Below are 20,184 nucleotides of genomic sequence, written 5' to 3' on the forward strand. Positions count from 1 at the left end.
AGGTCACTCAGGATCGGTGGCGACGCTGTCGGTCTGGCGCGCGCGCCATGCCTTGAGCCGCTCGGTGAGGTTTGCATCGCCGGTCGCGAGGATCGCGGCGGCAAGCAGGCCGGCATTGGTCGCCCCCGCCTTGCCGATCGCCAGCGTGCCGACGGGAATGCCGCCCGGCATCTGCGCGATGGAGAGCAGGCTGTCCATGCCCTTGAGCGCCTTTGATTCGACCGGCACGCCGAGCACCGGAAGGTGCGTCATCGACGCCGCCATGCCGGGGAGATGCGCCGCGCCCCCCGCGCCCGCGACGATCACCTTGAGCCCGCGATCGGCGGCGCCGGTGGCATAATCGTAGAGCCGCTGCGGCGTGCGGTGCGCCGAAACCACCTTGGTCTCGTGCGGGACGCCGAGTGCGTCCAAAATGTCGGCGGCGTGGCGCATCGTCTCCCAATCGGAGGTGCTGCCCATGATGATGCCGACCAGAGGTGCGTCCGCCATTCGCCTGCCCTGAAAGATGCGGGGAAGCGTTCCCCTAAAGAGGTCGCGCTTTGGACGCAACGTGCGGGAAGCGGTCGGCGCGCGATGCGCTATATCGGGGGGCATGAGCAGCATCATTCCCGACGACGAAGCCTGGGCTGCATTCGAGCGCCGCGACCGCGCCTATGACGGGCGGGTGATCGCGGGGGTGCTGACCACCGGCATCTATTGCAAGCCGAGCTGTCCGGCACGGCATCCGCTGCGCGCCAATGTCCGCTTCTTTCCCGATGCGGCGAGCGCGCGGGCGACGGGGCTTCGCGCGTGCCTGCGCTGCAAGCCCGACGAAATCGGGCGCGAGCGGATCGCGGTGGCGAGGGCGGTGGCGTTGCTGGAGGGCGCGGAGGAGGCGCCGGGGCTGGAAGCGCTGGCGGCGCAGGTCGGCTATGCGCCGCACCATTTCCAGCGATTGTTCAAGCGCGCGACGGGGGTGACCCCGGCGGCCTATGCGCGCGGCCTGCGCGCCCGCCGTGCGGCGGCTGCACTCGAGGAGGAGGGAAGCGTTACCGAAGCGATCTATGAGGCCGGCTATTCGGCGCCCAGCCGCTTTTACGAGACCGCCGGCGACCGGCTGGGAATGACGCCCAGCGCGTGGCGAAACGGCGGCGCGGGGGTGACGATCCGCTGGACGGTGGCCGATACGAGCCTGGGACCGTTGCTGATCGCGGCGACCGACAAGGGGCTGTGCCGGGTCGCGTTCGACGAGGACGGGCTGGCGCTCGCCACCCGCTTTCCCCGCGCGGAGATCGCGCCGGGTGGCGCGGCGCTGGCCGATCTGGCTGCGCGGGTGGTGGCGGAGGTCGAGCAACCGGGGCGGCACACCGACCTGCCGCTGGATGTGCGCGGCACGGCGTTTCAGGAGGCGGTGTGGCAGGCGTTGCGCGCGATCCCGCCCGGCGAAACGCTGAGCTATACCCAGCTTGCGATCGCCGCCGGTCGACCGGGCGCGGTGCGTGCGGCGGGGACCGCGTGCGGGGCCAACAGCGTGGCGATCGTCATTCCTTGTCACCGGGCGCAGCGCAGCGACGGCAGCATGGGCGGCTATGCCTATGGCATCGATCGCAAGAAGGTGCTGCGCGCTCGCGAGGGGGTGGAGGAATGAGCTACGTCATCACCGGGCTTGACCCTGCGCGGTTCCGCCATCTCTACGGACGGTCCGATGCCGAGCTTGCCGAGGCGGGCGCGGTGCGGATCGTCGCGGATGGGGACGCGCGGTTGCCCTGCCGCGTGACGCTGAACGACGTGACGCAGGGCGACGCGGTGCTGGCGCTGAATTTCGAGCATCTGCCGGTCGAGACCATCTACCGCTCGCGCCACGCGATCTTCGTGCGCGACGGGGCGCAGGAGCGGGCGCGGTTCGAGGGCCGCGTGCCGGCGCAGCTGGCGTCGCGGCTGCTGTCGGTGCGGTCATTCGATGCCGATGACATGATGATCGATGCGGAGGTGACCGAAGGCATCGGGCTGGAGGCGGAGATCGCGCGCATGTTCGGCGATCCGCGTGCCGCATGGCTGCACGTGCATTTCGCGCGCCGCGGCTGTTTCGCGGCGCGGGTGGACCGGGCCTAGGAAGCCGGCTTGCAGCTGTAGACCAGCCGTTCGTTGAATATCTGTGGTAGGGCGGTGCGGATCGCCTGCTGGCGCGACGTGAGATCGGCGCGGGCGGCGGGGTCGGTGCTGCACGCCTTCACCTTCACCTCGGCGCGGCGTTTGCGCGCTTCCTCCATCTGGCGCGCCGGGAGCAGATAGCGCGTGGTGGAATAGGTGCGCGTCGTCGGCGCATATTCGAGGACCGAGACCGCCTGTTCCTCGTCCGGCACCAGGATGCGCTGCCAGTTCTGCCCGGCTTCGGCATATTGGGTGCGGCCGTTGACGCAGCCGTCGGGGTTGATGTCGATCGCCACGTCCTGCGTGTCCGACACGGTGATGCGCGAGCGGGCGGGATCGATCGTGCAGACCATCTTGCCGAGACCGCCGGGTTGCGCGGCGGGGGGCGGGATCGACACCCGCGCGCCGCCGTCGATCGCGGCGGGGTCGAAGGCCGGGCGCAGGATGAAAGTGACGAACGACGCGGCGATCAAGGCGCCACCGCCCACCGCGGTGTAGATTGCTTCGCGCTTCTGCTCGCGCGTCAGCAGCAATCCGGCGATGCCCAGCGTGAACGCTCCGAAGACGAGCAGCAGCGCGGCCCCGGCCATGTAGTTTTCGCGGGTGACGATATTTTCCGAGCGCGCACGCTGGATCGCATTGTCGCGGTCCGCAGCCGCGATCGCCGCCGCCTCGCGCCTGCGCAGTTCCTCCGCGTCGCGCGCCTGTTCGGCGGCGCTGCGGTCCTGCGCCAGCCGTTCGGCGATGCTGGTGCAGGCGACGCCGTTGGCGGGCATCGGCTGCTTCGCCTCGCGCAGGAAGGCGGCAACTTCCTCGTTCGCGATGGCGAAGCCGAAGCTGGCATCGCCATCGTCGGCGCGGGTCAGCGCGGCGTTGACGCCGAGCACGCGGCCGCACTGGTCGAGCAGCGGCCCGCCCGAATTGCCGCGCGCGATGCCTGCGGTGTGCAGAAGCACCTTGACCCCCTGAAGGTCGCGGCGTCCCGAGAATACCCCCTGCGACCGGATCGGGGTGAGCGGGGTGATGAAATCGGCGGCCGAGCGCGCGGTGGCGAGATCGACATTGCCCGGATAGCCGAGCGCGATCATCGAATCGCCTTCGTTGACCGGGCCCGAATAGAAGGTGAGCGCTGGCAGGCGGATACCGGTGAACTCGATCAGCGCGAGGTCACGATCGCTGTCGATCGCGATCAGCCGTCCCTGAAAGGTCTTGTCGCCTTCCGACGGGACGACGCCGATCACCACGTTGCCGGGATAGCGCTCCGCCGCCTCGACGACATGGGCGTTGGTGAGGACGCGATTCGGCGCGACGGCAAAGCCGCTGCCATGGCCGAAGCCGACGACCTCACCCTCGACCGTCGCGATGGTGACGATGCGCACCACCCCCCGCCCGGCCGCCGAGATATCGTCGGCGCGGGCGGCGAGCGGCCAGACGCACAGCATGGCAAGCAGGGTCAGCCAGCGAACCATGCCGTGCATCGTGTCCCTCAGTTTCCGGCGGTCTTGCCGCCCTTGGCCTCTTCCTGCTTCTTCAGCAGGCGATCGTACATTTCGCGGGGAGTCTCGTTATCGACCTGTCCCAGCATCGCGTAGGTTTCCTTGGCCTTGTCGCGGCGGCGCTTTTCGCCTGGCGAGAGCTCGCTGTCGGGCTTGATCGTATAGGCGAGCGGGCGGATCACGGCGATCGCCTCGGGGATCATGTCGCGATCCTCATAATCCTTCGCGACCTGATAGCGCAGATCGTCGTCGTTCGGCACGAGCTTGAGCGCATAGGCGAGGCCGTTGAGCGCGCCTGCCGGCGGCGGATAGCGGCCTTCGGCAACGAAGCTGTCGTAATAGACCTTGTAGAAGCGCGGCGTATCGGGCGATGCCTTGATCGCGGCGGCGATATCGGCACGCGCGGCTTCCCAGGCATCGGCATCGGTCGACTTGGCGGCGGTCAGCCGCTGGGTCGCGAGCTTGCCCTTGAACATCAGGGCCGTCGGGTCATTGGGCGTGACCGCAATCCAGCGCTCGAGTGCTGCTTGCGCCTCTGCCGCATTGCCGGCGAGATCTTCGGTTTCGGTCAGCACGGCCAGCGCGAACGGATCGTTGGGAAATTTCGCCGCGCCTTCACGTACGCGGCGCACGAAGCTGTCGCTGTCGCTCTTTGCGATGCCGCCGCTCAACCGCTGATCCTCGTCGAGCAGTTCGTTTTCCGCCGGGGTGGTGGCGCGAATCTTGATCTCGCCGGTGGGGATCGGTTTGAACGAAATCTGCTGCGTGCCGATCTTGCCCTGGCGCGAATAATCCTGAAGCTCGCTGTTGAGCGCGTCGAGCGTCGTACCGAATCCGGCCTTGGCCGCGTCGGCATAGGTCTCGCCACGGTTGATCGCCGCGAGATAGGTCTGAAGCTGCTTGTTCCGCTCGCTGTTCACGAAGGAATAATGGGTCAGCAGCCAGCCCTGCGCGTAGAGCGACCCGATCTGGTCGCCGGCATCGGCATAGCTGCGCGCCGTGAGCAGCTTTTCCATCGGCATCCATGGCGAACGCGCGATCTGGGTCAGGCGCGAGGTCTGCGGCAGGCCGAAGCGAACGAGATCGCCCTTGTCACTGGTCTCGATATGGAACCCGCCCCAGAATTCCGCGAACCCCTCCGAATACCATGACGGGTATGCGGCGGGCGAATACTGGAACATGAAATGGTGGGTCAGCTCGTGATAGAAGACGCCATCGGCCTCGAACGCGTCGTCAGCCGCGCTCAGGCGGCGTGCAGAGCGCATCTTCGTGCTGCGGATGCCGCGGCGGGGCGTAACCAGAAACGGGCCGCGCAGCACCGGATTGTAATAGCCGCCGACGCCATAGGCAGGGAACGGCATCGTCGCGACTACCGCCGGAATGTTCGCGACCATGTATACCTTGAGCTTCACCGGCGAAGGCGGCACGTCCTGCTTGCCCTGCACGACCGCCTGGACGAAGGCGAACTTCTCCATATTCTCGGTCGCGGTACGCAGCTCGTCCTCGGACCCTTCGCTGTACACGATGAAGTTCTTCGACTCGGCGCGCTTCCAGTCGGCATGCGCGATTCCCGGCGCGACGAGCATGGTGCATGCCGCCAAGAGCTTGATATTCATTACTAAACCCATCCCCACTAACTGATCGGGCAAGGGTATTGGCTGGGGTCCGGTGAGGCAAGGCCCGGCGCGGGAATTTCCCGATCTAAAGGAAATTATACGGATCGACGTCCACGACCACGCGCACCTTTGCCGGCCAGTCGAGCCCGCCGAGCCAGTCGCGGATCACATCCTGTACGTCGAGCGCGCGGCGCGCATGGACGAGCAGGCGGAAGCGGTGGCGGCCGCGCAGCATGGCGAGCGGCGCGGGGGCGGGGCCGAACACCTGCATCGCCTCGACCTGCGGCGCGCTGCGGCCGATCGTGCGGGCAGTCTCCAGCGCGGCATCCTTGTCCTCGCTCGATACGATGATCGCGGCATAGCGGCCGAAGGGCGGGGCGCCGGCCTCGCGTCGTGCCTCGGTCTCGGCAGCGTAGAAGCCTTCGGCGTCGCCGCTGACGAGCGCGCGCATGACCGGGGCCTTGGGGCTGTGCGTCTGGATCAGCACATGGCCGGGCTTTTCGCCGCGTCCGGCGCGTCCGGCGACCTGGCAGATCTGCTGGAAGCTGCGCTCCGCCGCGCGCAGGTCGCCGCCCTCCAGCCCGAGATCGGCGTCGACCACCCCGACCAGCGTCAAATTGGGAAAATGATAGCCCTTGGTCACCAATTGCGTGCCGACGACGATGTCGATGTCGCCCGCCTCCATCCGGTTGACGAACTCGGCCGCCTTGGCCGGAGACCAGATCGTGTCGCTGGTGACGATCGCGGTCTTCGCATCGGGATACAGCGCGGCCACCTCGTCCGCGATCCGTTCGACACCGGGGCCGCATGCGACGAGACTGTCCTCGCTGTCGCATTCGGGGCAGGCGCGCGGGGTGGGGATGACATGCCCGCAATGGTGGCAGGCGAGGCGGCTGATCAGCCGGTGCTCGACCATCCAGGCGGTGCAATTGGGGCATTGGAAGCGATGCCCGCAGGTGCGGCACAGCGTCAGCGGCGCATAGCCACGCCGGTTGAGGAACAGCAGCACCTGTTCGCCGCGCTCCAGCGTCGCGTCGATCGCATTGACCAGTTTCGGCGCCAGCCAGCGCCCGCGCATCGGCGGCTCGGCGATCAGGTCGATCGCCTCGATCGCGGGCATCTCCGCTGCACCGTAGCGGCCGGGCAGCTTGAGTTCGGTATAGCGGCCGAGCGTCACCTGCTGTCGCGTCTCGATCGCCGGGGTGGCCGATGCCAGCACCACCGGGCATTGCTCGAAATGCCCGCGCATCACCGCCACGTCGCGGGCGTGATAATGGACGCCTTCTTCCTGCTTGAAGCTGGTCTCGTGCGCCTCGTCGACCACGATCAGTCCGAGATTGGGATAGGGCAGGAACAGCGCGGAGCGCGCGCCCACCGTCACCAGCGCCTCGCCGCTGGAGATGGCGCGCCATGCCCGCCGCCGCTGCGACTGGCGCAGGCCGGAATGCCACGCCACCGGCTCGACCCCGAAGCGGGCGTGGAAGCGCTTGAGGAACGGTTCGGTCAGCGCGATTTCGGGGAGCAGGACCAGGCTCTGCCGCCCGGCCCGGATCGCGCTCGCCACTGCCTCGAAATAGACTTCGGTCTTGCCCGAGCCGGTAACCCCGTCGAGCAGGAAGGGCTGGAACGTCCGGCCGTCGACCGCTTCGCACAGCGTCGTCGCGGCGGCGCGCTGATCCTCCGACAGGTCGGGCGGGGCGAAGCCGGGGTCGGGCGCGGGATAGGGGCTGTCGAGGTCGACGGTGACCCCTTCGATCGCGCCGACCTTGACCAGTCCGCGGATCACCCCGTCCGACACGTCCGCGATGGCGGCGAGCTCGCGGATCAGCCCCTGTCGCTCGCCGATCCGCTCGAGCGCCTGTTCGCGCTGCGCGGTCATCCGGTCGGGCACTTCGCCCGTCGCGCGATATTCCACGATGGTCTTGCCCCCTTCGAGCGCCGACGTCGAGCTGAGCGCCATGCGGAGCACCGAGGCGAGGGGGGCGAGATAATAGTCCGCGGTCCATTCGATCAGGCGCCGCAGCGGTGCCGGGATCGGCGGCGCATCCGCAACGCCAAGCAGATTGCGCAAGCGGTTGTCGCCGATCTCCTCGGTCGGCAGTCGCTCCGCCTCCCACACCACGCCGATCAGCTGGCGCGGGCCGAGCGGCGCGACGACGATGCTGCCCGGCTCGACCGTCATGCCGCGCGGCACGCGATAGTCGAGCGGGCCGAGCGCGGAATTGAGGACGATGACGCGGGCGCGGGACATGAGCGCCCCATATCGGCATTCGCGCAGGCGCTGCAAACCCGGTCGCGCGTGCATCCGCGCCCGGCGGGGCGGGGAACAAGCACGGCTGTCGGGCGATTAGGCGAGCATGCTCCTGACGCTGATCGTCGTTGTGGTTGTTTCCGGCGCTCTGCTGGCGGGCGCGGCGTGGGGCATCTTCGGCACCCTCCCCAAATGGGTCGACGGGTTTCTGGTCGCGCTTGCGGGCGGCGCGCTGCTCCTGTCGGTCACATCGGAGCTGATCCAGCCTTCGATCGACAAGGGATCGCTCTTGATCGCCGCAGGCGGCGTGGCTGGGGGAGCGATCCTGTTCGCGGTGGCCGATTATGCGATCGACCAGATGTGGGGTTCCGATTCGGGCGGGGGCCTGCTCGCCGCGATTACGCTCGATGGCGTTCCGGAAAACTTGGCGCTCGGCGTGGCGCTGATCGGAGCCGGACCGATGGAAGTCGCCGCGCTGGCCGGATCGATCCTGCTTTCCAACCTGCCCGAAGCGGCAGGCGGCGCGCGCGACATGATGGGGCAGGGGCATTCGAACGCGAAGGTCTTTGCGCTGTGGGCGGCGACTGCCGCATTGCTGTCGGCCGCGGCGATCCTGGGCAATCTTCTGCTGGAAGGCGCGAGCGAGAAGCATCTTGCCGCGATTCGCTGCGTCGCGGCCGGGGCGGTGATTGCCAGCTTGGCGACCGAGGTGTTCCCGAAGGCGTTCAAGGAAGATCACCACTGGGCGGGAATCGCCACCGCGCTGGGCGCCATTCTAGCCTTCTCGCTGGGCAGTCTGGGCGGGGGGTAGCGTCAAGTGCCGTGCGCGGCTCCGACATGCGGTCGGCTCAAATAGGCTTGGGGAAAGAACTATGCAGACACGTTCTGGTGGATGCCTATGCGGAGATGTTCGGCTGACTGCCGTTGGCGAACCGTATCGCGTCGGTATCTGCCACTGTCTGGACTGCCGCAAGCATCACGGGGCGATCTTCTACGCGGCGGCCATTTTCCGGCAGGATGCCGTGACGATCGCGGGTGAGACGCGCGCATATGCGGGTCGACACTTCTGCCCGAGATGTGGCTCGTCGGTCTACGCGCGGTTCGAGGACGAGATCGAGGTGCATCTTGGTGCCTTCGATGATCCCGATCAGTTCGTCCCCACCTACGAAAACTGGACCATTCGGCGCGAGGCCTGGCTGCCGGCATTTCCCGCGGCGAAGCGCTATGACAGGGATCGGGAAGGCGGTGGCCGCACCGAGCCGTGAACCAGGCTGTTCCGGGGGCGGCACCCCATGCTGACGCGCCACCCCGATCGCAGGTCAGCGCCTCAGAGCGATACGCCCAGGCTGAGCGTCAGGACATGGTCCATCGTGCCCTGCGGAGCGCCTCGTGCGAAGCGATACTGGTTGAGATAGCCCGCCTCGACCCCGATCGCCTTGCTCGCCTTCCAGCTGATCCCGGCGGCATTGCGCATGCGGTCGTGCCCGGAGCGCTCACCCCAATCGGTGTCGTTGAGCGGAATGAAACTCTCATGGCTGGCGAACAGCCGAAAGGCGCTGTCGCCGAGCGGGAGCGCGAGCTTGACGCTGGGCCGCAGGCGATAGCCGATATCGTCGCCGTTCGAGCGGGTGCGGCGTTCGAGGCGCAGTCGTGCCGAAAGCTTGAACGGTCCGGCATCGGTGGACGCTCCACCCTGGACGCGAAACCGATCTTCGGTGCGGGTGACGGTGCCGCGCGAATAGTTGACGACACGGACATAGCCGCCGCCGACCCACCAGCCATTGCCGACCTGCTGCTCGACCCCGGCGGCGAGCTCGATCTCGTACAGTCCGCCGGCATCGTCGCTGAAGCGGTTGATCGATTCGACCTCGACGCTGGTGCGTTCCCCGACGGACACTTCGCCGGAGCCGGAAAGCCAGAGTTCGCTGTCCTCATCCTGCGCGATGGCGGGGGTGGCGATCACCAGCGGGAGGGCGATGAGGATGGAGCGCATCGGAATCCGGTGTTAGAGGGCATCGCGAATGAGTCGCGCCGCCTTAGCGCGCCGTAACGCAACTGTCACATTTCACCCGGAGCGCGCCATGAAGTTCTTTGCCGACACCGCCGATACCAACGACATCCGCGAGCTGGCGGATGCCGGACTGCTCGATGGCGTCACCACCAACCCGTCGCTGATCCACAAGGCCGGGCGCAACTTCCTGGAGGTCGTTGCCGAGATTTGCGAGATCGTCGAAGGGCCGGTGTCTGCCGAAGTCGTTGCGCTCGACTATGACGGCATGATGCGCGAGGCCGAGGTGGTGCGGAAGATCGCCGACAATGTCGCGGTCAAGCTGCCGCTGACGATCGAGGGGCTGAAGGCGTGCAAGGCGCTGACCAGCGACGGCACGATGGTCAATGTGACGCTGTGCTTCTCGGCCAACCAGGCGCTGCTCGCGGCGAAGGCGGGGGCGACCTTCATTTCGCCCTTCGTCGGCCGTCACGACGATATCGGCTTCGACGGCATGGACCTGATCGGCGACATCCGCCTGATCTATGACAATTACGCGTTCGATACCGAAATTCTGGTCGCCAGCGTCCGCCACCCGATCCACATTCTCGAGGCTGCTAAGCTCGGCGCCGATGTGATGACCGCGCCGCCCGCGGTGATCCGCCAGCTGGTCAAGCATCCGTTGACCGACAAGGGGATCGAGGGCTTCATGGCCGACTGGGCGAAGACCGGGCAGACGATCGGCTGAAGCAGGTTCGGCGAACAGGAAAAGGGCCATCCCGGCACAGGTCGGGATGGCCCTTTTTCGATTGCGGAGGGTTACTCTGCGAGGAACGCCTTCACCTCGGAGGCAAAACGCTCGGGCTGGTCGAGCATGATGAAGTGATAGCTGTCGGGGACGGCGACCAGCTTTGCCGGGGTTCCGGCATAGGCCGGTTCCCAGACTTGGGCCGCGCCGTCCGCGCCTGCGGCATAGAGGACGGTGAACGGGCGCGCGGTGACCTTGCCGAGCTCGGGCCCGATATCGGTCACCATGTCTTCGTACATCGCCTGGGCGACAACGCGCAGGTCGGCCTTCATCGACCAGTTGGACACCTGGATTCGTCCGTCAGGCAGGATCGACAGGTTGCCGCCCGGATCGCGCGTGACCGGCGTGGCCGACGCCGCCTTGGCGCGTTCGTAATTGCCGGCGAGCATGGTGCGCATCTGCTCGGCGCGGGGGCGGATGCTGTCGGGCGTGGCGGCGGGATCGAAAATCTTGCTGAAGAACGGCAGGGCGTCCACCACCATGAGGCTCCCGATGCGATCGGGATGCCGCGCCGCCATCATCATCGCGATCAGGCCGCCATAGCTGTGGCCGATCAGTGCGGGGCGCTTCACGCCACGGGCAGCGGCATCGGCGAGGATGTCGGCGATGATGCCGTCGGTTACGCCGGGCTTGAGATTGTCGCCCGGTTCGTCGCCGGCAAATCCGTTGACCTGAACCAGCAGCACTTGTCGGTCCTTGGCTATCTGCGGCGCGATGCCGTCCCATACGGCACGCGGACTCGACATGCCGGGGATCAGATAGACCGGCTCGCGGCCCTTGCGCGGTTCGCCGAGTGCGACGATCGAGATGTGCGGCATGCGCTTTTCGGCGGAGGCGGTGGCGGTCGTCGTCGCTTCTGCCTTGGGTGCGGCGACTGCGACGGGCGTGGTGAAGCAGGCCGCGGCGAGCGCGGCGAAGAGAGTCAGCTTGTTCATGGAATCAGTCCTCTTTGGATGGGTTGATGAAGATGTCTTCGATGGTCAGCGCGAACAGGTCGGCGATCTTGAAGGCGAGGGGGAGCGACGGGTCGTAGCGGCCGGTTTCGATCGCATTGACGCTCTGGCGGGAGACCTCGAGCCGCTCGGCCAGGTCCTGCTGGCTCCAGGCGCGCTCGGCCCGGAGGACACGGAGGCGGTTTTTCATGCCGCGTCCTCGGCCCGCTTGTCGCGCCAGCTGAGGAACGATTGGGCCATGCCCCATATGCCGCACCAGATCGGGAAGGCGAGGAACACCGGGACCTCGCCGACGAGTTTTTCGAACTGGAGCATCCCGATGATGCTGCTTGCCGAGAACAGGATGCCGATGGCCAGCAGCATCGAGAAGATGATCCGGTCGCGGACGAACTCGTCGGTTTCTTCGCGCAGATAAGCGCCGAGCACGACGAGCATTCCGACCACGGGCAGGGCGGTGATCACGGCCATCGTTCCCAGCACGGGCGCTGGCGGGTGGAAGAGATGAGTCACCGAGACGTTGGCGGCGACCAGCGCCACATAGGTTGCCGATATGGCGGCAAGGCGGCGCTGGTAACGTTTTGCGGCGGGCGTACGCATTGGAAAGCTCCCTTGTTCAAATGACAAGCCAGCTTTACGACAATGGTGCTTTACATGTCAAGCGAGCTTTGCATTTTTTATGCGCATGGTTTGACAGCGTTGCTCGCGATGCCCACTTGCGCGGCATGTGAAACAATCAGGAGCATGACGCCTGCCGCCAATGCGGTGGGCAGCGATCAAGCGCGTAATGAACGAAATTCTGTCCCCCCTGTCCGCCCTTCCCTTCCTTTCCGACCTGCCGCCATGGGCCGAGGCGCTGGTTGGGCTGTCGTTGCTCGTCGCCGTCGCGGCGGCAGGAAACTTCATTGTCCGTCGGGTGATCCTGCGGATCGCTTTGCGGGTCATCGCTTGGGAAACGCCGATGCTGAGGCGGATCGCGTCGCGGTTGGCCAATATTGTCCCGGCAATCATCGTTTCGCGGGGTATTTACCTCGTCCCGCATCTGCCGCCCGAGGTCGCGGTGGTGACGGGTAATGTGGTCAGCGCGCTGGTGATCCTGAGCATCGTGCTGGCGCTGAGCGCCGCGCTGAACCTGGCGAACGAGCTGTACCAGCGGCGCCCCGACGCGGCCAGCCGGCCGATCAAGGGCTATCTTCAGGTCGCGAAGATCCTGTTGTTCGGCGGCGCGGCGATCCTGATGATCGCGGTGCTGATGGAGCAGTCGCCGCTGCTGTTGCTGTCCGGGCTGGGGGCGATGGCGGCGGTGCTGATGCTGGTGTTCAAGGACACGATCTTGTCGCTGGTCGCATCGGTCCAGCTGACCTCCAACGACATGCTGCGGGTCGGCGACTGGATCGAGATGCCCCAGCTCAACGCTGATGGCGATGTCATCGATATCGCGCTGCACACGGTGAAGGTGCAGAACTGGGACAAGACGATCACTACCATCCCCACCCATCGGCTGATTGCCGAAAGCTTCAAGAACTGGCGGGGGATGGCCGAATCGGGCGGGCGGCGGATCAAGCGGTCGCTGCTGATCGACCAGAACAGCATCCGTTTCCTCACCGACGAGGAGAAGGCGGGGATGCGGCGGTTCGCGCTGATCGACGACTATCTCGACAGCAAGTCGGGCGAGCTGGCGGACTGGAATTCCCGGCTGGCCGAGGCGGGGCGCGATCCGGTGAATGCGCGGCGGGTCACCAATATCGGGACGTTCCGTGCCTATGTCTTTGCCTATCTGCGCGCCAATGCCCGGATTGCGCAGGACATGACGCTGCTGGTCCGGCAGCTCGATCCGACGGCGCGGGGGCTGCCGATCGAACTCTATTGCTTCACCGCCACCACCGGCTGGGACGATTACGAGGCGATCCAGGCCGACCTGTTCGATCACCTGCTGGCGATCCTGCCCGAATTCGGCCTGCGCCTGTTCCAGGAACCGAGCGGGCTGGACCTTGGCCAGCTACGCGCCGCCTGACGCCTGTCCGTCCAGGCGTTCGACCATCTCCTTGGCGAGCAGGCTCAACGTGTCGTCCCTTGCCCCCATGATGACGATGCGATCGCCGGGCCGTGCGATCGCGGCGAGATGCGCGGCGGCGGCGGCGCGGTCGGGGATGTGGCGCGCGTCGCGGCCGGTGGCGGCGACATCGGCGGCGATGTCGGCGCTGGTCACCTCACGCGCGACGGTGCCGCCCTGATAGACCGGGTCGGGGAGGACGAGCAGGTCGTCGGAGTCCAGTTTCGCCGCGAACATCGCGACCAGTTCGGCGCGCATCACCTTGAGCGGGCCATAGCCGTGCGGCTGGAACAGCGCGAGGACGCGGCCGGGAAAGGCGTGGAGCGCGTCGAGCGTGGCGCCGATCTTGTCCGGGTTGTGCCCGAAATCGTCGATCACCGCGACGCCGGCGCCATGGCCGACCAGTTCGAAGCGGCGGCGCAGACCCGAATAGCCATGCAGCGCGGCGCAGACCGCATTGGGTTCGAGCCCGAGCGCGACACAGGCGCCGATTGCGGCAAGCGCATTGGCGACATTGTGTCGCCCCGGCGCCATGATGCGCACCGGCCGCGTCCGGCCGTCCATCACCAGGTCGAAGCGGATCGCATAGGGTTCCGGTTCGAGGTTGCGCGCACTGAGATCGGCGGGGGCATCGACCGCGAAGGTGCGGGTGCGGGCCGGATCGAGCGTCGCGGCGAGCGCGGCGCTTTCCGGGTCGCCGATATTGACGATCGTGGTGGCTGCGCGTGCCGCGAAATCGCCGAACAGCTGGCGCAGCTCCTCCAGGCTCTTGTGATCGAGGCTGACATTGTTGAGCACCGCGATCTGCGGCTGGTAGAGCGCGATCGACCCGTCGCTCTCGTCGACCTCGCTGACATAGATGCCGCCATCGCCGACCAGCGCGCTGGCAAAGGGGGCATCGGGGCCGACGAAATTCTTCATCACCGCGCCGTTCATCACCGTCGGGCGACAATCGAGCGCGTGGAGAATCCAGGCGATCATGCCGGTGACGGTCGATTTGCCGCTGGTCCCGGCGATGCCGACCGATTGCGGGGCCGCGTTGAACAAGGCGGCGTTGAGCTCGGCGCGGCTCATTCGGGGACAGCCCAGCTCGGCTGCGCGGACCATGTCTGGTACGCTGTCCTCCACCGCGGCGGAGGCGATCACGACCTGATCGGGGGAGGTGATGCCGCTGCCGTCCTGCGGGAACAGGTCGATGCCGAGTGCGCGGAGCGCGTCGAACTTGGGCGTCAGGCGCCCGGAATCGAGGCTGCGATCCGAACCGGCGATCTGTGCGCCTTGCCCGGCAAGGATCATCGCCAGCGGCATCATGCCGCTGCCGCCGATCCCGACGAAGAAATGGGGTTTGCCGTAGTGCATTGTCACAGGCTATCGCGAGTTATCGTGAGTGGGGCAAGGCGTTGCCGGTCCCCGCTTTCGTCCCGCTGAGCCGGGTTCGGGGTGCGTCGTTCGAACAGAGGCTGCGCGGCCTGTGGCACGGTGGACCCCGGAACAGGTCCGGGGTGACGGTAGTGGTTGTTGGGGGTTGCTCGAAAATGCGCATCGGCGTTGTCGCACCGGCACGGACCGTCAGCCAGGAATCGGCGGCGCGGATGCAGGCGTTCATGGCGCTGACCTATCCGGCGCACGAGATCGTGTTTCACCCGCAATGCTTCGTGACCGAGGGGCATTTTGCCGGGCCCGACGATCTGCGCGCCAAGGCGTTCGTGGAGTTCGCCAACGATCCTGCGTTCGACGCGATCTGGTTCGCGCGCGGCGGCTATGGATCGAACCGCATTCTCGAGACGGCGATGCCGCAGCTGGGGCCGGCGGCGAAGCGCAAGACCTATATCGGCTATTCCGACATGGGGTTCATGCTGGGTGCGCTCTATGCCCGCCGTATCGGGCGGCAGGCGCATGGATCGATGGCGAGCGCGATGGGCGTCAACGACAAGGGCATCGATGCCGGATGGGTGCTGAGCTGGCTGATCGACGGCAAGCGCGACGGGCTGGAGCCGACGCTGGACGGGCGCCCGGCGGCGGCGTTCAACCTGTCGATCCTGACCGCGATGATCGGCACGCCATGGCTGCCCGACCTGACCGACCATGTCCTGCATATCGAGGAGGTCGGCGAGCCGATGTACCGGATCGACCGGATGCTGTTCCAGATGGCGCACGCCACGCAGCTGCAGGGCATCGCCGGGGTGCGGCTGGGCGCGGTGACCGACACCGTCGACAACGACGTGCCGTTCGGCGAATCGCTGGAGCAGATGATCATCCGCTGGTGCCGCGAGATGGGGGTGCCGTATCTCGGCCGCTCGGGGATCGGGCATATCGCGCTCAACCGGGTGGTGCCGTTCGGGGTGATTTGAGGTCGGGGTTGACAGGCGTCCTACGAAGCTGACGAAAATGGGCGTGTATTGGGGGGACGCGACCGGGAGGCGACGGGTTTGCGGCTGGAAGGCGACTGCGACGCGACAGGCTGACAACACCGGCGCGACTTCGACGCGACGGGTAAGCGACAGCAGCGCGACAGAGGCACGACCACGACGCGACAGCGGGCCGACGCGGATGCGACACCCACGCGACACTTGCGCGACAGGACTCCGACACCGACGCGACCGGGGCGCGACGCGTGTCGGGCGGGTTGATTCGGGTGGACTGCGCATCGACCAGTTTATGCGCTTTTCGAGCGGTTGTAGGAAAGGGGATTCGCCCCTTCCGTCACCCCGGCCTTGAGCCGGGTGCCCGCCGCCTCCGACGCTCGAAGAAGCGGGACCCCGGCTCAAGGCCGGGGTGACGATGGGGGCGGGGCCGGCCTGTAGGGCTTCGCCGCCGCGCGTGGGGCGACGTGGACCCCGGCACGGGGGCCGGGGTGACGGATAGTAGGAAAGCGCTCAGTCGCGCGGTCCTTCGAATGCTCGCCTCAACGCCGGGGAGCTGATGCAGCGTCGGCGGGGGCCGGAGTGATCGAGATCACGCGGTCCACTACGATCTCATGGTCGGAGCTGCCAAGGTGACCGTAAAAGCCTGGCATCTTTGTGCGTCGACCGATGAACTCGATTACGTAGCGGCGATTGGTCGGCAGGTCGGACGTCGGACGAACGCCGTCGGCGAATGTGATCCACGGCTGGGTACGGTCATAGCCACCAGAGCAGCGCCTCCCGGCCGCGCAGAATTGTTGACCCTCGAAATAATCGTTCCAGATGCCGCGCCAGCGTTGTGCGGGCATCATGGCAAAACACTGATCGACGCGCCTCGGGAGTGCATCCTCCCCGTCCCGGTGTAGCCGCCGCCAGCACGCAGCCGTCATTCCTGGATACACCTGCCGCAAGGCGATGATCATCGCGGGCGAAAGGCGCGAGGGAATTTGGTCATGCGAAAGCGCAAGGCAAAGCAAGGGTGCTGCTAGCGTGATTGCGAGGCCGCAGTTTGCCATTTAGGCCTCCCGCCCCACCCGGACCAGCACGCCGTCGGGGTCGCTGACCGCGAATTCGTACATGCCCCAGGGTTTGAGATGCGGCGCGCCGGGTTCGATCACGAGGTCGCGGACGCGTTCGGCGATGGCGTCCACATCTTCGGCGTAGAGGTAGAGGCCGAAGGGATTGTCGGGCGGTCCCGGGGTGTTGGGTTCGTGGCGCAAATGGAGGTGCCAGCCCTTGCCGTCGCTGAGGATGCGGTAATGGCCCCAGTCGCTGTCCAGCAAGAGGCCGAGGCGTTGGTAGAAGGCCGTGCTCGCGGCGAGGTCGCGGCAGGGGAGGATGGCCGTGATGCGGTGGTCAGCCATTGTCAGATGTCCCCTCTGGCGTTTCCGGCGCGCGATGCCTATTCTGTCCTCATGGCACAGCGTTTCGCCACGACCACTAGCACCGCTCCCGCTCCGGCGGGAGGGCTGGTCGTGCGCGGCTGACGCGCGGCCGGTTCCTCCTCCGGGGACGGGGGAGGCCGGCGCCCCGCTTCCCCTGTTCCGACGTGAGATTGCGGGCGCGGGGAAGCGATCGTGCGTTACTATATCGACACCGAATTCAACGGGAGCGGCGGGCAGCTGCTGAGCATCGCGCTGGTGCGTGAGGATGGCGCGGCATTCTATGAGGCGCTGCATGCGCATGAGCTGATCATGCCCTGGGTACGCGACCATGTGATGCCGCAGCTGGACCGCGAGCCGGTCGACCGCGCGAGCGTGGTGAAGCGGCTGCAGAACTTCCTGCGCAAGGATGAGGGACCGTTCCTGTTCGTCGCCGACTGGCCTGAGGATCTGGCGCATTTTTGCACGCTGCTGATCCGCGACCATGGCAAGCGCAACGATCCGCTGAGCTTTTCGTGTATGCTGGTGCATCTGCCGGGGTTCGATACCGCCGCGCACAGCGCGCGGCCGCACAATGCGCTGGCCGATGCGATCGCGCTGAAGGATCGGGTCGAGGCGAGCCTGAGCGGCGAGCGGGCCGATCTGTCGGAGCACGACCTTGCGCGATTGCGGGCGGGCTGACATGCCGCAAGCCTTGCCTAGTTCCCCACCGCGCGGGCATAAGCCGCGCGACTTGAACGACCCCTCCAACAGAAAGTCCGATCCCGTGTCCGAGATGTTCCGCATTACGCTGCCCGACGGTTCCGTCCGCGAGGTTGCGCCGGGGACTACCCCCGCGGATATCGCCGCCGCGATCGGACCGGGGCTGGCCAAGGCCGCGATCGCGGCGCGGGTCGATGGTGAGCTGCGCGATATCGGGCGGGCGTTCGAGGGCGATGCGAGCCTCGCGCTGGTGACGGCGCGCGACGAGGCGGATGCGCTCGAGCTGGCGCGGCACGATTTCGCGCATATCCTGGCCGAGGCGGTGCAGGAGCTGTTCCCGGGGACGCAGATCACCTTCGGTCCGGCGACCGAGGACGGATTCTATTACGACGTGCTGGCCCCGGCGTCGCGTGCGCCCTTCTCGATGGAGGATCTGCCCGCGATCGAGGAGAAGATGCGCGAGATCATCCGCGCGGACAAGCCGCTGCGCCGCGAGGTGTGGAGCCGGCAGGCGCTGATCGACAAATGGTCGGCCGAGGGCGAGACGTTCAAGGCCGAATGGGCGAAGGAATTGCCCGAGGGCGAGGAACTGACCGTCTACTGGTCGGGCGACGACTGGCTCGACATGTGCCGCGGGCCGCACCTGGCCTCGACCGGGAAGCTCGACCAGCAGGCGTTCAAGCTGATGCGCGTCGCGGGCGCCTATTGGCGCGGCGATCAGAAGAATGCGCAGCTGACGCGCATCTATGGCACCGGCTGGCTCAACAAGAAGCAGCTCGATGCGCATCTTCACCGGCTGGAGGAAGCGGCGAAGCGCGACCATCGCAAGCTGGGCGCGGAGATGGACCTGTTCCACCTGCAGGCCGAGGCGCATGGCAGCGTGTTCTGGCACCCCAAGGGTTACATGATCTGGCGCGAGCTGGAGGCGTATATGCGCCGCGCGATCGATGCGGCGGGCTATCGCGAGGTCAAGACGCCGCAGGTGATGGACGCGCGCCAGTGGGAGCAGTCCGGCCATTGGGGCAAGTATCGCGAGAATATGTTCGTAATCCCCGACGAGGTGCCGAACACCGAGGACGAAGGGCCGATCGTCAGCGACGATGCCGACTGGATGGCGCTGAAGCCGATGAACTGCCCGGCGCATGTGCTGATCTTCCGTCAGGGGCTGAAGAGCTATCGCGAGCTGCCGCTGCGGCTGTACGAGAATGGCTGCTGCCACCGCAACGAGCCGCACGGCGCGCTGCACGGGCTGATGCGCGTGCGCCAGTTCACGCAGGACGATGCGCATATCTTCTGCCGCGAGGACCAGATCGTCGAGGAGGTGCAGGCCTTCTGCGCGCTGGCCGACCGGATCTACAAGGATTTCGGCTTCACCTATTCGATCAAGCTGGCGCTGCGCCCAGACAAGCGCTTCGGCACCGAGGAGATGTGGGACAAGGCCGAGGCCGAGCTGCGCGACGCGGTGGTGCGCGCGGGTCTGGCGACCGAGCAATATGGCTGGGAAGAGCTGCCGGGCGAGGGGGCGTTCTATGCGCCGAAGCTGGAGTGGCACCTGACCGACGCGATCGGGCGGACCTGGCAGGTCGGTACGATCCAGTCGGACCGCGTGCTGCCCGAGCGGCTCGACGCGTCGTACGTCGGCGAGGATGGCGAGCGGCACCGTCCGGTGATGCTGCACCGTGCGATCTTCGGATCGTACGAGCGGTTCATCGGCATCCTGATCGAGCATTTCGCCGGACGCTTGCCGACCTGGCTGGCGCCAGTGCAGGCGGTGGTCGCGACGATCGTGTCGGATGCCGACGACTATGCGAAGGATGCGGTAGCGAAGCTGAAGGCCGCGGGGATCCGCGTCGAGAGCGACCTGCGCAACGAGAAGATCAACTACAAGGTGCGCGAGCACAGTCTCGCCAAGGTCCCGCATCTGCTGGTCGTCGGCAAGCGCGAGGCGGAGGAGGGCACGGTCGCGGTGCGTACGCTGGGCAGCGAGGGGCAGAAGGTGATGGCGCTGGACGAGGCGCTGGCCTGGCTTTCGCAAGAATCGCTGGCCCCGGATCGTTCGGTCGCTGTGCTGGGAGGCGACATGGTGTGATCCGTTCTCCTGCGAAAGCAGGAGTGCAGGGTCATGCAGCGTAGCCTTTGCCGCCCTGGACCCCTGCTTTCGCAGGGGAACAGGATTGAACCGGCGATACGCGCTCCCGATATAAGGGCGTAACCCGCGCGCCACAGCGTGTGGCTTTTTCGTCAGGATCGTGCGGCGGGGCTACCGGTTCGTGCGTTCCTGCGTTAAGTTGGAGTACGGTACCGGCCCGCTCCCCCACCCGGCCACCCATATAATGCTACCGCTGGGTGGCCGGGTGGGGGAGCGGGCCGGCACCGAACCAGATTGAAACAACAACAGGAGCTGTTC

General features: G+C 66.8%; 20 protein-coding genes. 9 read left to right on the forward strand and 11 right to left on the reverse strand.

Features of this window, described 5'->3' with window-relative positions; genetic code table 11:
* Positions 1–3: 3 nt before the first annotated feature.
* Entirely contained in the window at positions 4–489 is a 486-nt protein-coding gene (gene purE, locus ABS767_RS07395) for a 5-(carboxyamino)imidazole ribonucleotide mutase (RefSeq protein ID WP_408077707.1), read from the reverse strand.
* A gap of 103 nt (positions 490–592) precedes the next feature.
* Here purE and ada point away from each other — a divergent pair, with 103 nt between their 5' ends.
* Positions 593–1,627 (forward strand): bifunctional DNA-binding transcriptional regulator/O6-methylguanine-DNA methyltransferase Ada, encoded by a 1,035-nt coding sequence (gene ada, locus ABS767_RS07400; RefSeq protein WP_408077708.1) that lies wholly within the window; start codon positions 593–595, stop codon positions 1,625–1,627.
* Complete coding sequence (locus ABS767_RS07405) at positions 1,624–2,091, forward strand: DUF1203 domain-containing protein (protein ID WP_408077709.1); 468 nt, start codon at positions 1,624–1,626, stop codon at positions 2,089–2,091. Before ada ends, ABS767_RS07405 begins: the two co-directional genes overlap by 4 nt.
* Here the strand turns inward: ABS767_RS07405 and ABS767_RS07410 are convergent.
* From ABS767_RS07410 to ABS767_RS07420, 3 genes are all read right to left on the reverse strand, one after another.
* Positions 2,088–3,608 carry a trypsin-like peptidase domain-containing protein gene (locus ABS767_RS07410; RefSeq protein ID WP_408077710.1) on the reverse strand — a complete coding sequence of 507 codons (1,521 nt, stop codon included), beginning with the start codon at positions 3,606–3,608 and terminating at the stop codon, positions 2,088–2,090. The genes ABS767_RS07405 and ABS767_RS07410 overlap by 4 nt on opposite strands.
* Positions 3,609–3,616: 8 nt before the next feature.
* Entirely contained in the window at positions 3,617–5,242 is a 1,626-nt protein-coding gene (locus ABS767_RS07415) for a hypothetical protein (protein WP_408077711.1), read from the reverse strand.
* Positions 5,243–5,327: 85 nt separating this feature from the next.
* Positions 5,328–7,493, reverse strand: coding sequence for a primosomal protein N' (locus tag ABS767_RS07420; RefSeq protein ID WP_408077712.1), 2,166 nt, complete (start codon positions 7,491–7,493; stop codon positions 5,328–5,330).
* Positions 7,494–7,599: 106 nt separating this feature from the next.
* Between ABS767_RS07420 and ABS767_RS07425 the strand changes: the two genes are divergently transcribed.
* Both ABS767_RS07425 and ABS767_RS07430 read left to right on the forward strand, forming a co-directional pair.
* On the forward strand, positions 7,600–8,304 hold the full coding sequence (locus ABS767_RS07425) for a ZIP family metal transporter (protein WP_408077713.1): 705 nt from the start codon (positions 7,600–7,602) through the stop codon (positions 8,302–8,304).
* Positions 8,305–8,365: 61 nt separating this feature from the next.
* Complete coding sequence (locus ABS767_RS07430; protein ID WP_408077714.1) at positions 8,366–8,758, forward strand: GFA family protein; 393 nt, start codon at positions 8,366–8,368, stop codon at positions 8,756–8,758.
* A gap of 62 nt (positions 8,759–8,820) precedes the next feature.
* On the opposite strand, the gene ABS767_RS07435 is transcribed toward ABS767_RS07430, so the two are convergent.
* Positions 8,821–9,486 carry a DUF2490 domain-containing protein gene (locus ABS767_RS07435; RefSeq protein ID WP_408077715.1) on the reverse strand — a complete coding sequence of 222 codons (666 nt, stop codon included), beginning with the start codon at positions 9,484–9,486 and terminating at the stop codon, positions 8,821–8,823.
* Between the two features lie 88 nt (positions 9,487–9,574).
* Here ABS767_RS07435 and fsa point away from each other — a divergent pair, with 88 nt between their 5' ends.
* Positions 9,575–10,228, forward strand: a complete 654-nt coding sequence (gene fsa / locus ABS767_RS07440) for a fructose-6-phosphate aldolase (RefSeq protein WP_408077716.1) — start codon at positions 9,575–9,577, stop codon at positions 10,226–10,228.
* A gap of 71 nt (positions 10,229–10,299) precedes the next feature.
* On the opposite strand, the gene ABS767_RS07445 is transcribed toward fsa, so the two are convergent.
* From ABS767_RS07445 to ABS767_RS07455, 3 genes are read right to left on the reverse strand one after another with little or no spacing between them, the layout of a single operon-like run.
* The gene (locus ABS767_RS07445; RefSeq protein WP_408077717.1) at positions 10,300–11,223 is read right to left on the reverse strand and encodes an alpha/beta fold hydrolase; all 924 of its coding nucleotides are present in this window, start codon (positions 11,221–11,223) and stop codon (positions 10,300–10,302) included.
* A 4-nt stretch (positions 11,224–11,227) separates the two neighbouring features.
* Positions 11,228–11,431: a helix-turn-helix transcriptional regulator gene (locus ABS767_RS07450; protein WP_408077718.1), complete on the reverse strand. Its 204-nt coding sequence runs from the start codon at positions 11,429–11,431 to the stop codon at positions 11,228–11,230.
* A complete protein-coding gene (locus tag ABS767_RS07455) occupies positions 11,428–11,838 on the reverse strand; it encodes a hypothetical protein (RefSeq protein ID WP_408077719.1) in 411 nt (136 codons plus the stop codon). The genes ABS767_RS07450 and ABS767_RS07455 overlap by 4 nt, the downstream gene beginning before the upstream one ends.
* Positions 11,839–12,025: 187 nt before the next feature.
* On the opposite strand from ABS767_RS07455, the gene ABS767_RS07460 reads away from it, so the two are divergent.
* Positions 12,026–13,252, forward strand: coding sequence for a mechanosensitive ion channel family protein (locus ABS767_RS07460; protein ID WP_408077720.1), 1,227 nt, complete (start codon positions 12,026–12,028; stop codon positions 13,250–13,252).
* On the opposite strand, the gene ABS767_RS07465 is transcribed toward ABS767_RS07460, so the two are convergent.
* On the reverse strand, positions 13,238–14,650 hold the full coding sequence (locus tag ABS767_RS07465; RefSeq protein WP_408077721.1) for a UDP-N-acetylmuramate--L-alanine ligase: 1,413 nt from the start codon (positions 14,648–14,650) through the stop codon (positions 13,238–13,240). The genes ABS767_RS07460 and ABS767_RS07465 overlap by 15 nt on opposite strands.
* A gap of 176 nt (positions 14,651–14,826) precedes the next feature.
* On the opposite strand from ABS767_RS07465, the gene ABS767_RS07470 reads away from it, so the two are divergent.
* Positions 14,827–15,642, forward strand: a complete 816-nt coding sequence (locus ABS767_RS07470) for an LD-carboxypeptidase (protein WP_408077722.1) — start codon at positions 14,827–14,829, stop codon at positions 15,640–15,642.
* A 554-nt stretch (positions 15,643–16,196) separates the two neighbouring features.
* Here the strand turns inward: ABS767_RS07470 and ABS767_RS07475 are convergent.
* On the reverse strand, positions 16,197–16,616 hold the full coding sequence (locus ABS767_RS07475) for a hypothetical protein (protein ID WP_408077723.1): 420 nt from the start codon (positions 16,614–16,616) through the stop codon (positions 16,197–16,199).
* A 93-nt stretch (positions 16,617–16,709) separates the two neighbouring features.
* Positions 16,710–17,057, reverse strand: coding sequence for a VOC family protein (locus ABS767_RS07480; RefSeq protein ID WP_408077724.1), 348 nt, complete (start codon positions 17,055–17,057; stop codon positions 16,710–16,712).
* A 213-nt stretch (positions 17,058–17,270) separates the two neighbouring features.
* On the opposite strand from ABS767_RS07480, the gene ABS767_RS07485 reads away from it, so the two are divergent.
* Together ABS767_RS07485 and thrS are read left to right on the forward strand one after the other, a co-directional pair.
* A complete protein-coding gene (locus ABS767_RS07485) occupies positions 17,271–17,756 on the forward strand; it encodes a hypothetical protein (RefSeq protein ID WP_408077725.1) in 486 nt (161 codons plus the stop codon).
* 85 nt (positions 17,757–17,841) lie between these two features.
* Positions 17,842–19,866 (forward strand): threonine--tRNA ligase, encoded by a 2,025-nt coding sequence (gene thrS / locus ABS767_RS07490; protein ID WP_408077726.1) that lies wholly within the window; start codon positions 17,842–17,844, stop codon positions 19,864–19,866.
* Positions 19,867–20,184 lie beyond the last annotated feature (318 nt).

It is taken from the genome of Sphingomonas plantiphila (assembly GCF_046000505.1).
GTDB lineage: Bacteria > Pseudomonadota > Alphaproteobacteria > Sphingomonadales > Sphingomonadaceae > Sphingomonas > Sphingomonas plantiphila.